This window comes from Streptomyces sp. NPDC093094, from assembly GCF_044754345.1.
Classification (GTDB): Bacteria; Actinomycetota; Actinomycetes; order Streptomycetales; family Streptomycetaceae; genus Streptomyces.
Genome location: NZ_JBIVOX010000052.1, coordinates 1 through 10,852 on the forward strand (window position 1 = coordinate 1; position 10,852 = coordinate 10,852).

General features: G+C 73.7%; 14 protein-coding genes. 7 read left to right on the forward strand and 7 right to left on the reverse strand.

What is annotated here, in order from left to right; translation table 11 throughout:
* The 3 genes from ACIQGV_RS40580 to ACIQGV_RS40590 form a co-directional block, all read right to left on the reverse strand.
* Positions 1 to 137, reverse strand: a 137-nt coding sequence (locus ACIQGV_RS40580) for a DUF2637 domain-containing protein (protein WP_402504763.1), incomplete at its 3' end; no start/stop codon positions are given.
* A gap of 86 nt (positions 138 to 223) precedes the next feature.
* On the reverse strand, positions 224 to 1,030 hold the full coding sequence (locus ACIQGV_RS40585) for a TetR/AcrR family transcriptional regulator (RefSeq protein ID WP_402504749.1): 807 nt from the start codon (positions 1,028 to 1,030) through the stop codon (positions 224 to 226).
* A gap of 477 nt (positions 1,031 to 1,507) precedes the next feature.
* Positions 1,508 to 2,284 (reverse strand): SDR family oxidoreductase, encoded by a 777-nt coding sequence (locus ACIQGV_RS40590; protein ID WP_402504751.1) that lies wholly within the window; start codon positions 2,282 to 2,284, stop codon positions 1,508 to 1,510.
* 81 nt (positions 2,285 to 2,365) lie between these two features.
* Between ACIQGV_RS40590 and ACIQGV_RS40595 the strand changes: the two genes are divergently transcribed.
* Entirely contained in the window at positions 2,366 to 2,998 is a 633-nt protein-coding gene (locus ACIQGV_RS40595; RefSeq protein WP_402504753.1) for a hypothetical protein, read from the forward strand.
* On the opposite strand, the gene ACIQGV_RS40600 is transcribed toward ACIQGV_RS40595, so the two are convergent.
* The 3 genes from ACIQGV_RS40600 to ACIQGV_RS40610 all read right to left on the reverse strand — a co-directional run bounded on the left by ACIQGV_RS40600 (position 2,923) and on the right by ACIQGV_RS40610 (position 5,351).
* Entirely contained in the window at positions 2,923 to 3,471 is a 549-nt protein-coding gene (locus tag ACIQGV_RS40600; protein WP_402504755.1) for an NUDIX domain-containing protein, read from the reverse strand. The genes ACIQGV_RS40595 and ACIQGV_RS40600 overlap by 76 nt on opposite strands.
* A 477-nt stretch (positions 3,472 to 3,948) precedes the next feature.
* Entirely contained in the window at positions 3,949 to 4,596 is a 648-nt protein-coding gene (locus tag ACIQGV_RS40605; protein WP_402504757.1) for a 3-oxoacid CoA-transferase subunit B, read from the reverse strand.
* On the reverse strand, positions 4,596 to 5,351 hold the full coding sequence (locus ACIQGV_RS40610) for a CoA transferase subunit A (protein ID WP_402504759.1): 756 nt from the start codon (positions 5,349 to 5,351) through the stop codon (positions 4,596 to 4,598). The genes ACIQGV_RS40605 and ACIQGV_RS40610 overlap by 1 nt, the downstream gene beginning before the upstream one ends.
* Before the next feature lie 150 nt (positions 5,352 to 5,501).
* On the opposite strand from ACIQGV_RS40610, the gene ACIQGV_RS40615 reads away from it, so the two are divergent.
* The 3 genes from ACIQGV_RS40615 to ACIQGV_RS40625 all read left to right on the forward strand — a co-directional run bounded on the left by ACIQGV_RS40615 (position 5,502) and on the right by ACIQGV_RS40625 (position 7,930).
* On the forward strand, positions 5,502 to 6,257 hold the full coding sequence (locus tag ACIQGV_RS40615) for a CoA transferase subunit A (protein ID WP_402504759.1): 756 nt from the start codon (positions 5,502 to 5,504) through the stop codon (positions 6,255 to 6,257).
* Positions 6,257 to 6,904 carry a 3-oxoacid CoA-transferase subunit B gene (locus ACIQGV_RS40620; protein ID WP_402504757.1) on the forward strand — a complete coding sequence of 216 codons (648 nt, stop codon included), beginning with the start codon at positions 6,257 to 6,259 and terminating at the stop codon, positions 6,902 to 6,904. Before ACIQGV_RS40615 ends, ACIQGV_RS40620 begins: the two co-directional genes overlap by 1 nt.
* A 477-nt stretch (positions 6,905 to 7,381) precedes the next feature.
* Complete coding sequence (locus ACIQGV_RS40625) at positions 7,382 to 7,930, forward strand: NUDIX domain-containing protein (RefSeq protein ID WP_402504755.1); 549 nt, start codon at positions 7,382 to 7,384, stop codon at positions 7,928 to 7,930.
* On the opposite strand, the gene ACIQGV_RS40630 is transcribed toward ACIQGV_RS40625, so the two are convergent.
* The gene (locus tag ACIQGV_RS40630) at positions 7,855 to 8,682 is read right to left on the reverse strand and encodes a transcriptional regulator (RefSeq protein WP_402504761.1); all 828 of its coding nucleotides are present in this window, start codon (positions 8,680 to 8,682) and stop codon (positions 7,855 to 7,857) included. The two genes, ACIQGV_RS40625 and ACIQGV_RS40630, sit on opposite strands and share 76 nt — an antisense overlap.
* Between ACIQGV_RS40630 and ACIQGV_RS40635 the strand changes: the two genes are divergently transcribed.
* The 3 genes from ACIQGV_RS40635 to ACIQGV_RS40645 all read left to right on the forward strand — a co-directional run.
* On the forward strand, positions 8,569 to 9,345 hold the full coding sequence (locus tag ACIQGV_RS40635; RefSeq protein ID WP_402504751.1) for an SDR family oxidoreductase: 777 nt from the start codon (positions 8,569 to 8,571) through the stop codon (positions 9,343 to 9,345). The two genes, ACIQGV_RS40630 and ACIQGV_RS40635, sit on opposite strands and share 114 nt — an antisense overlap.
* 477 nt (positions 9,346 to 9,822) lie before the next feature.
* A complete protein-coding gene (locus ACIQGV_RS40640; protein WP_402504749.1) occupies positions 9,823 to 10,629 on the forward strand; it encodes a TetR/AcrR family transcriptional regulator in 807 nt (268 codons plus the stop codon).
* An 86-nt stretch (positions 10,630 to 10,715) separates the two neighbouring features.
* Positions 10,716 to 10,852, forward strand: a 137-nt coding sequence (locus ACIQGV_RS40645) for a DUF2637 domain-containing protein (RefSeq protein WP_402504763.1), incomplete at its 3' end; no start/stop codon positions are given.

The following is a 10,852-nucleotide window of genomic DNA, read 5'->3' on the forward strand; positions in this document are numbered from 1 at the left end:
AAGCCCTTCTTCAGGGCCAGTTCCCGGACCGCGGCGTAGGACCCCGCGAAACCGATGCCGGCGATGATCACGGCACCGAAGACCACCACGCCGATCAGAACACGGTGCATCCGCGTCAGCCGTACGGTCGCGGCCACCCCTACCTCACGCCCCCCGCGTGCTGTCGTGCGGCAGACACCGAACGCCACTCCCTCTCGTCTCACGGCCTGAACGCCTCACCCTGTCACATGGAGGGACGGCGCACACCATCGGGCTCGGGGGGCCGGTAGTCCGCCGCCAGGCCCATGCGGGCCACGGAGTCGAGCATCAGCATCTCGAACAGCGGCTCCTGGTCGGTGATCAGCGGGTTCAGATGCTCGAACACCTCCAGTGCCACCTGCCCGAAGAGCGTGCGCCAGCAGGACAGCATCACGACGAGCGCGCCGAGCGGGATCTCCACGCCCGTGGCGGTGCGGTAGTCGGCGATCTGGCGGCGCACCCGGGGGTCGAGTTCCTCGTCGGCCGGGATCGGGTACGGACGGGCCGCCCACAGCCGCATGTGCTCGGCGCCCCAGAGGGCGGCGAGTTCCCGCACCCACTCGGCGGTCACGTCGGTGTGGACCACACCGGCGGCCACGGTGGGCGTGCCGAAGAGCAGCCGGAACTCCTGGCGATGCGCCAGCGCCCAGCGGCGGAACACCCGGGACGGGGCGATCAGCCGGGCCGCGTGGTCCGTCTCGCGCTCCCCCTCGATCGCCTCCCGCAACCGCTCCGTCAGCTCGCCGACGATGTCCCGGGTGGTGTGGCGCACGATGTCGCCGAGGTCGTCGAAGTGCCGGTAGAGGGCCGCCGGGGTCACGCCCACCCGGCGGGCGATCTCGGCGAGCGTCAGCGCCTCCACGCCCTGCCGGGTGATGACCTCCCGTGCCGCCACGCGGACGTCCGCCGACATCTGCCGGCGCAGTCGTTCCCGGCGGGTGGGTGCGGGCGCCGGCCCGTCGTGGTCCTGCGGGTGTCCGCCCGGTGCGGCGGTCCCCGTCCCGGCGGTCATCGCGCGCCTTCGGTCTCGCGGCCGGAGCCGGCGTCCCACCGGGCCCCGCCGGTACGGGCGACGTCGTGCTGTACGCAGGTCCGCCGCGGCCGGGAGCGGGGCGCGGCCCGGTGTCCGGGTCCCCCCTGCGCCGTGCCGGGTCCCACCGCGTCCCCGGCCGGACAGCCGGGCCGTCCCGGCCTGTCGCGCTCCGGTTCCCTTCCTTCCCGGGCCGGCCGCCGGCGGCCGAGCAGGTCCGCGCACCGCAGTCGTGCGGACCGCCACACGTCCGCCGCCGCGGCCCCGACGATCGCCGTTCCGCCGGCCGCCGCCAGCCCCCACAACGCTTCCGACAGCACCGCTCCTCCTGTCGCCCCGCGGCACCTCGTCATGCCGGCACCCGGAGCAACGTTCGCGACCGTCACAAAGTAACGGGCCATCACTTTTCCTGTGCCCGTCGCCCGGTGCGGGAGCCGTCCCGTGGATGCCGGGGCCGGGTCAGCAGGGCTGGCCGGTGGGCATGATCGTGACCTGCTGGAGGTTCACCCGCGGCGGCAGCGAGGCAAGGAAGCCGATGGTGCGTGCGACGTCCTCCGCCGTGAGCCACTCCATGGTCTCCCGGGAGCCGTCCAGCCAGTCCCGGGCGCCCTGATCGGTGACGTGGCTCTGCAGTTCGGTGCCGACGATGCCGGGTTCGATCGCCGAGACCCGCACGTTCTTCGCGCCCAGCTCGGCCCGCAGGGTCCGGGAGAGGTGGGTGACGTACGCCTTCGTACCGGAGTAGACGGCGAAGCCCGGGAAGATGTTCTGCGCCGCGATCGAGGAGGTGTTGATCAGATCGGCCACACCGCGCTCGGCGGCCGCCTCGACCAGCTGCGGGGTGAACGCGCCGATCGCGTTCATCAGCCCGGTGATGTTCAGGTCGATCTGGTGCTTCCACTGGTCCGCCGCGAGTTCCTCGACCGGAGCGGGCAGCATGACGCCCGCGTTGTTGAGGAGCAGGTCGGCGCCGCCCGACTCGGCCCGGACCCGGTCCGCGGCGGCCCGCAGGGCGGCGGCGTCGGTGACGTCGGCGGCGATCGCCGCCGCGCTGCCCCCGTTCTTCCCGATCCGGGCGACCAGGTCCGCCAGCCGGTCGGCACGCCGTGCGAGGACGACGACATGGGCGCCCAGCGACGCCAGTTGTTCGGCGGACGCCTCACCGATGCCGCTGGAGGCACCGGTGACGACGGCGACGCGGCCGGCCAGAGGCCGGGAGGTGGTGTTCGTGGACATGCGAAGTACCTTCCAACCGGCACCCGCGCCGTACGCCGTGCGCCCGCCCGGGCCCAGCGGGTGCGGCCCGGCCTGCACCTGATGCTGGAGACCCTCGCACAGGTGCCGGCCTTCGTCCTGGGCCGGCGCACCGACGTGCTGGCGTCCAACCGGCTCGCCAGGACCGTCCTGACCGACTTCGACGCCCTGCCCGCCGGCCGCCGCAACCTCGCCCGCTACTACCTCCTGGACCCCGACGCCCGCGAGCGGGTGGGTGACTGGGAGCAGATCGCCGCGGAGACGGTGGCCGTCCTCCGGCTGGAGGCGGGCCGTCACCCCCACGACCGGCAGCTCGCCGACCTCGTCGGTGAACTCACTCTGAAGTCGACCGAGTTCACCTCGTGGTGGAACGACCACCGCGTGCTGCGCCGTACCCACGGCGCCAAGCGCTGCTTCCATCCTCTCGTCGGGGAACTGCGCTTCTCCTACGAGTCCTTCCAGGTCCGGGCGACACGGAACAGACGCTGTGCGTCTACAACGTCGAGCCGGGGTCCGCGACCGCCGACGCCCTCCGGCTCCTGGCCGGCTGGACCGCACCCGGGATCACCGCGCCCGGCACCCCGTACCCCGGCTGACACGGCCCGCCCCGTTCCGGGTCCTCAGGCCCGGGCCGTCTCCGCGGGGCGGGCGGCCGGGCCGTCCGGTTCTCCGTCCCAGTCCCAGGAGCCGAGGTAGGCCGCCACGCCGGTGCGGCGGGCCTCCATGACACCGGTGAGCCGGTCGAAGTCCCGCCGGGGCATCAGCTCCCGCCACTCCTCCAGGGGCAGGACCCGCACCTCGTCGTGCTCCGCGGGCGCGAGGGTGATGCGGGCGATCTGGTCGTCGGTGAGCCGGCCGCCGTCGAAGACGTACCCCGCCGTCGCGAGGGGCCAGGCCGTGCCGGGCAGCCCGAACACGGCCGCGAGGAGCCTGGGCTCCGCGGTGATCACGAGTCCGGTCTCCTCCTCGGTCTCGCGGACGGCGGTGTCCCACGGCCGCTCGCCCTCCTCCGCCGTGCCGCCGGGCCACTGCCAGGGATGCTGGGCGCTGTAGACGGCATGGAGCTGTACGGGCCGGTCGCGCTCGTCGGTGAAGAACAGCGCCCCGAACACCGTCGCCTTCGGCAGGGTCGCCGCGTACTCCTCCGGCGGCAGCCAGGTCCCGCTCATCCTTCGACTCCCCGGGCCCCAGGGAACCTCGTCATACGGCCTCCGTTCGACAGGCTGGTGGCTGTGCATGGAGTCCAACGACGCGGCGCCCCGTTCCAGGGCATGTGTTTCGGTCGGCTGCTGGCCGGATCTCGAAGCGTCCGGCGGCGGTACGGGGCTCGGCGGACGCGGAATGGGTCACCGGGGGTCTCCTGCGCGGTCGGCCGGACCGTGCCGTACGGACCGGGGGAACCGCTCATGCAGGACGGTTCGCCCTCGTTCGCCCTCGTCCACGCGCGGGCGGGCCGGGCGGTGCGTACGGCGACGCGGAGGTGCGCGGGAGAAGGGCGCGCGGCCGGGTGGTGACCGCCCCGGCCGCGAGGCAGGGCAACCTCGGACAGGTCGCGGCCGGGGCGGGGTCCGTCGGCGGGCCGCCGGAGCCCCTGGGTTCCGCCGGTCCGGTGGCTGTCCTCGGGAACACCGGACCGGCGGAGTCCGTCAGGCGGTCGCCCGTGCGGGAAGGCGCAGCGGTGCCGCCGTCGCCGCCGTGATCCGCTCGGCCGTGACACCGGGGGCGGTCTCGGCCAGGACGAGCCCGCCCCCGGTCACGTCGATCACACCCAGGTCGGTGATGATCCGGTGCACGCAGGCGCGTCCGGTCAGCGGCAGTCCGCAGCGGGGGACGATCTTGGGGCTGCCGTCCTTCGCGGTGTGCTCCATCAGGACGATCACCCGACGGGCCCCGTGGACGAGGTCCATGGCACCGCCCATGCCCTTGATCATCTTGCCGGGGATCGTCCAGTTGGCGAGGTCGCCCTCGGCGGAGACCTGCATGGCGCCGAGGATCGCGGTGTCGATGTGACCGCCCCGGATCATGCCGAAGGACAGCGCGGAGTCGAAGAACGCCGCACCGGGCAGGACGGTCACCGTCTCCTTGCCCGCGTTGATCAGGTCGGGGTCCACGGCGTCGTCGGACGGGTAGGGCCCCGTGCCGAGGATGCCGTTCTCCGACTGGAGCACCACGTGCACGCCCTCCGGGACGAAGCCGGGCACGAGGGTGGGCAGTCCGATGCCGAGGTTGACGTAGTCGCCGTCGCTCAGCTCGGCGGCGGCGCGGGCCGCCATCTCTTCGCGGGTCCAGGCCATCAGGGGGCCACCGTCCTCTTCTCGATCTGCTTGTCGGCGGCCTGCCGCGCGGTGAGGGCGACGACGCGCTGCACGAAGACGCCCGGCAGGTGGATCCCGTCCGGTTCGAGGACGCCGGGCTCGACCAGTTCCTCGACCTCGGCGATCGTCACGCGGCCGGCCATCGCCGCCAGGGGGTTGAAGTTGCGGGCCGACTTGTCGAAGACGAGGTTGCCGTGCCGGTCCCCCCGTGCCGCCCGTACCAGCGCGAAGTCGCAGGTGATGGCCTCCTCCAGCACGAAGTCACGGCCCTGGAAGGCGCGGGTCTCCTTCGCCGGGGAGGCGAGGGCCACCCCTCCGTCGGCGGTGTGCCGCCAGGGGATGCCGCCCTCGGCGAGCGGGGTGCCCACGCCCGCCGGGGTGTAGAAGGCGGGGATGCCGCAGCCTCCGGCGCGCAGCCGTTCGGCGAGGGTGCCCTGGGGCACGAGCTCGACCTCCAGCTCGCCGCTGAGGTACTGGCGGGCGAACTCCTTGTTCTCGCCCACGTAGGAGCCGGTGACCCGGCTGATCCGGCCGGCGCCGAGCAGGACGCCGAGGCCGTGGCCGTCCGTGCCGCAGTTGTTGGAGACCACACGCAGCGAGCCGGCGCCCTGCGTGTGGAGGGCGGCGATGAGGGCGGCGGGGATGCCGCACAGGCCGAAGCCGCCGACGGCGAGGGAGGCGCCGTCGCCGATGTCGGCCACGGCGTCGGCCGCGGAGGGGAACGTCTTGTCCATGAGGATCCTTGGGGGGTCTGCGCGGAAGGGTCACTTCGCGGGGCCGCCACCCCGGTCGTCCGGGCTCCGCCGCCGCGGCGGCGGAGCCCGGACGACCGGGGTGGCGGCCCCGCGAAGTGACCCTTCCGCGCAGACCCCCCAAGGATCCTCATGGACAAGACGTTCCCCTCCGCGGCCGACGCCGTGGCCGACATCGGCGACGGCGCCTCCCTCGCCGTCGGCGGCTTCGGCCTGTGCGGCATCCCCGCCGCCCTCATCGCCGCCCTCCACACGCAGGGCGCCGGCTCGCTGCGTGTGGTCTCCAACAACTGCGGCACGGACGGCCACGGCCTCGGCGTCCTGCTCGGCGCCGGCCGGATCAGCCGGGTCACCGGCTCCTACGTGGGCGAGAACAAGGAGTTCGCCCGCCAGTACCTCAGCGGCGAGCTGGAGGTCGAGCTCGTGCCCCAGGGCACCCTCGCCGAACGGCTGCGCGCCGGAGGCTGCGGCATCCCCGCCTTCTACACCCCGGCGGGCGTGGGCACCCCGCTCGCCGAGGGCGGCATCCCCTGGCGGCACACCGCCGACGGAGGGGTGGCCCTCGCCTCCCCGGCGAAGGAGACCCGCGCCTTCCAGGGCCGTGACTTCGTGCTGGAGGAGGCCATCACCTGCGACTTCGCGCTGGTACGGGCGGCACGGGGGGACCGGCACGGCAACCTCGTCTTCGACAAGTCGGCCCGCAACTTCAACCCCCTGGCGGCGATGGCCGGCCGCGTGACGATCGCCGAGGTCGAGGAACTGGTCGAGCCCGGCGTCCTCGAACCGGACGGGATCCACCTGCCGGGCGTCTTCGTGCAGCGCGTCGTCGCCCTCACCGCGCGGCAGGCCGCCGACAAGCAGATCGAGAAGAGGACGGTGGCCCCCTGATGGCCTGGACCCGCGAAGAGATGGCGGCCCGCGCCGCCGCCGAGCTGAGCGACGGCGACTACGTCAACCTCGGCATCGGACTGCCCACCCTCGTGCCCGGCTTCGTCCCGGAGGGCGTGCACGTGGTGCTCCAGTCGGAGAACGGCATCCTCGGCACGGGGCCCTACCCGTCCGACGACGCCGTGGACCCCGACCTGATCAACGCGGGCAAGGAGACGGTGACCGTCCTGCCCGGTGCGGCGTTCTTCGACTCCGCGCTGTCCTTCGGCATGATCCGGGGCGGTCACATCGACACCGCGATCCTCGGCGCCATGCAGGTCTCCGCCGAGGGCGACCTCGCCAACTGGACGATCCCCGGCAAGATGATCAAGGGCATGGGCGGTGCCATGGACCTCGTCCACGGGGCCCGTCGGGTGATCGTCCTGATGGAGCACACCGCGAAGGACGGCAGCCCCAAGATCGTCCCCCGCTGCGGACTGCCGCTGACCGGACGCGCCTGCGTGCACCGGATCATCACCGACCTGGGTGTGATCGACGTGACCGGGGGCGGGCTCGTCCTGGCCGAGACCGCCCCCGGTGTCACGGCCGAGCGGATCACGGCGGCGACGGCGGCACCGCTGCGCCTTCCCGCACGGGCGACCGCCTGACGGACTCCGCCGGTCCGGTGTTCCCGAGGACAGCCACCGGACCGGCGGAACCCAGGGGCTCCGGCGGCCCGCCGACGGACCCCGCCCCGGCCGCGACCTGTCCGAGGTTGCCCTGCCTCGCGGCCGGGGCGGTCACCACCCGGCCGCGCGCCCTTCTCCCGCGCACCTCCGCGTCGCCGTACGCACCGCCCGGCCCGCCCGCGCGTGGACGAGGGCGAACGAGGGCGAACCGTCCTGCATGAGCGGTTCCCCCGGTCCGTACGGCACGGTCCGGCCGACCGCGCAGGAGACCCCCGGTGACCCATTCCGCGTCCGCCGAGCCCCGTACCGCCGCCGGACGCTTCGAGATCCGGCCAGCAGCCGACCGAAACACATGCCCTGGAACGGGGCGCCGCGTCGTTGGACTCCATGCACAGCCACCAGCCTGTCGAACGGAGGCCGTATGACGAGGTTCCCTGGGGCCCGGGGAGTCGAAGGATGAGCGGGACCTGGCTGCCGCCGGAGGAGTACGCGGCGACCCTGCCGAAGGCGACGGTGTTCGGGGCGCTGTTCTTCACCGACGAGCGCGACCGGCCCGTACAGCTCCATGCCGTCTACAGCGCCCAGCATCCCTGGCAGTGGCCCGGCGGCACGGCGGAGGAGGGCGAGCGGCCGTGGGACACCGCCGTCCGCGAGACCGAGGAGGAGACCGGACTCGTGATCACCGCGGAGCCCAGGCTCCTCGCGGCCGTGTTCGGGCTGCCCGGCACGGCCTGGCCCCTCGCGACGGCGGGGTACGTCTTCGACGGCGGCCGGCTCACCGACGACCAGATCGCCCGCATCACCCTCGCGCCCGCGGAGCACGACGAGGTGCGGGTCCTGCCCCTGGAGGAGTGGCGGGAGCTGATGCCCCGGCGGGACTTCGACCGGCTCACCGGTGTCATGGAGGCCCGCCGCACCGGCGTGGCGGCCTACCTCGGCTCCTGGGACTGGGACGGAGAACCGGACGGCCCGGCCGCCCGCCCCGCGGAGACGGCCCGGGCCTGAGGACCCGGAACGGGGCGGGCCGTGTCAGCCGGGGTACGGGGTGCCGGGCGCGGTGATCCCGGGTGCGGTCCAGCCGGCCAGGAGCCGGAGGGCGTCGGCGGTCGCGGACCCCGGCTCGACGTTGTAGACGCACAGCGTCTGTTCCGTGTCGCCCGGACCTGGAAGGACTCGTAGGAGAAGCGCAGTTCCCCGACGAGAGGATGGAAGCAGCGCTTGGCGCCGTGGGTACGGCGCAGCACGCGGTGGTCGTTCCACCACGAGGTGAACTCGGTCGACTTCAGAGTGAGTTCACCGACGAGGTCGGCGAGCTGCCGGTCGTGGGGGTGACGGCCCGCCTCCAGCCGGAGGACGGCCACCGTCTCCGCGGCGATCTGCTCCCAGTCACCCACCCGCTCGCGGGCGTCGGGGTCCAGGAGGTAGTAGCGGGCGAGGTTGCGGCGGCCGGCGGGCAGGGCGTCGAAGTCGGTCAGGACGGTCCTGGCGAGCCGGTTGGACGCCAGCACGTCGGTGCGCCGGCCCAGGACGAAGGCCGGCACCTGTGCGAGGGTCTCCAGCATCAGGTGCAGGCCGGGCCGCACCCGCTGGGCCCGGGCGGGCGCACGGCGTACGGCGCGGGTGCCGGTTGGAAGGTACTTCGCATGTCCACGAACACCACCTCCCGGCCTCTGGCCGGCCGCGTCGCCGTCGTCACCGGTGCCTCCAGCGGCATCGGTGAGGCGTCCGCCGAACAACTGGCGTCGCTGGGCGCCCATGTCGTCGTCCTCGCACGGCGTGCCGACCGGCTGGCGGACCTGGTCGCCCGGATCGGGAAGAACGGGGGCAGCGCGGCGGCGATCGCCGCCGACGTCACCGACGCCGCCGCCCTGCGGGCCGCCGCGGACCGGGTCCGGGCCGAGTCGGGCGGCGCCGACCTGCTCCTCAACAACGCGGGCGTCATGCTGCCCGCTCCGGTCGAGGAACTCGCGGCGGACCAGTGGAAGCACCAGATCGACCTGAACATCACCGGGCTGATGAACGCGATCGGCGCGTTCACCCCGCAGCTGGTCGAGGCGGCCGCCGAGCGCGGTGTGGCCGATCTGATCAACACCTCCTCGATCGCGGCGCAGAACATCTTCCCGGGCTTCGCCGTCTACTCCGGTACGAAGGCGTACGTCACCCACCTCTCCCGGACCCTGCGGGCCGAGCTGGGCGCGAAGAACGTGCGGGTCTCGGCGATCGAACCCGGCATCGTCGGCACCGAACTGCAGAGCCACGTCACCGATCAGGGCGCCCGGGACTGGCTGGACGGCTCCCGGGAGACCATGGAGTGGCTCACGGCGGAGGACGTCGCACGCACCATCGGCTTCCTTGCCTCGCTGCCGCCGCGGGTGAACCTCCAGCAGGTCACGATCATGCCCACCGGCCAGCCCTGCTGACCCGGCCCCGGCATCCACGGGACGGCTCCCGCACCGGGCGACGGGCACAGGAAAAGTGATGGCCCGTTACTTTGTGACGGTCGCGAACGTTGCTCCGGGTGCCGGCATGACGAGGTGCCGCGGGGCGACAGGAGGAGCGGTGCTGTCGGAAGCGTTGTGGGGGCTGGCGGCGGCCGGCGGAACGGCGATCGTCGGGGCCGCGGCGGCGGACGTGTGGCGGTCCGCACGACTGCGGTGCGCGGACCTGCTCGGCCGCCGGCGGCCGGCCCGGGAAGGAAGGGAACCGGAGCGCGACAGGCCGGGACGGCCCGGCTGTCCGGCCGGGGACGCGGTGGGACCCGGCACGGCGCAGGGGGGACCCGGACACCGGGCCGCGCCCCGCTCCCGGCCGCGGCGGACCTGCGTACAGCACGACGTCGCCCGTACCGGCGGGGCCCGGTGGGACGCCGGCTCCGGCCGCGAGACCGAAGGCGCGCGATGACCGCCGGGACGGGGACCGCCGCACCGGGCGGACACCCGCAGGACCACGACGGGCCGGCGCCCGCACCCACCCGCCGGGAACGACTGCGCCGGCAGATGTCGGCGGACGTCCGCGTGGCGGCACGGGAGGTCATCACCCGGCAGGGCGTGGAGGCGCTGACGCTCGCCGAGATCGCCCGCCGGGTGGGCGTGACCCCGGCGGCCCTCTACCGGCACTTCGACGACCTCGGCGACATCGTGCGCCACACCACCCGGGACATCGTCGGCGAGCTGACGGAGCGGTTGCGGGAGGCGATCGAGGGGGAGCGCGAGACGGACCACGCGGCCCGGCTGATCGCCCCGTCCCGGGTGTTCCGCCGCTGGGCGCTGGCGCATCGCCAGGAGTTCCGGCTGCTCTTCGGCACGCCCACCGTGGCCGCCGGTGTGGTCCACACCGACGTGACCGCCGAGTGGGTGCGGGAACTCGCCGCCCTCTGGGGCGCCGAGCACATGCGGCTGTGGGCGGCCCGTCCGTACCCGATCCCGGCCGACGAGGAACTCGACCCCCGGGTGCGCCGCCAGATCGCCGACTACCGCACCGCCACGGGCGTGGAGATCCCGCTCGGCGCGCTCGTCGTGATGCTGTCCTGCTGGCGCACGCTCTTCGGGCAGGTGGCACTGGAGGTGTTCGAGCATCTGAACCCGCTGATCACCGACCAGGAGCCGCTGTTCGAGATGCTGATGCTCGACTCCGTGGCCCGCATGGGCCTGGCGGCGGACTACCGGCCCCCCGAGCCCGATGGTGTGCGCCGTCCCTCCATGTGACAGGGTGAGGCGTTCAGGCCGTGAGACGAGAGGGAGTGGCGTTCGGTGTCTGCCGCACGACAGCACGCGGGGGGCGTGAGGTAGGGGTGGCCGCGACCGTACGGCTGACGCGGATGCACCGTGTTCTGATCGGCGTGGTGGTCTTCGGTGCCGTGATCATCGCCGGCATCGGTTTCGCGGGGTCCTACGCCGCGGTCCGGGAACTGGCCCTGAAGAAGGGCTT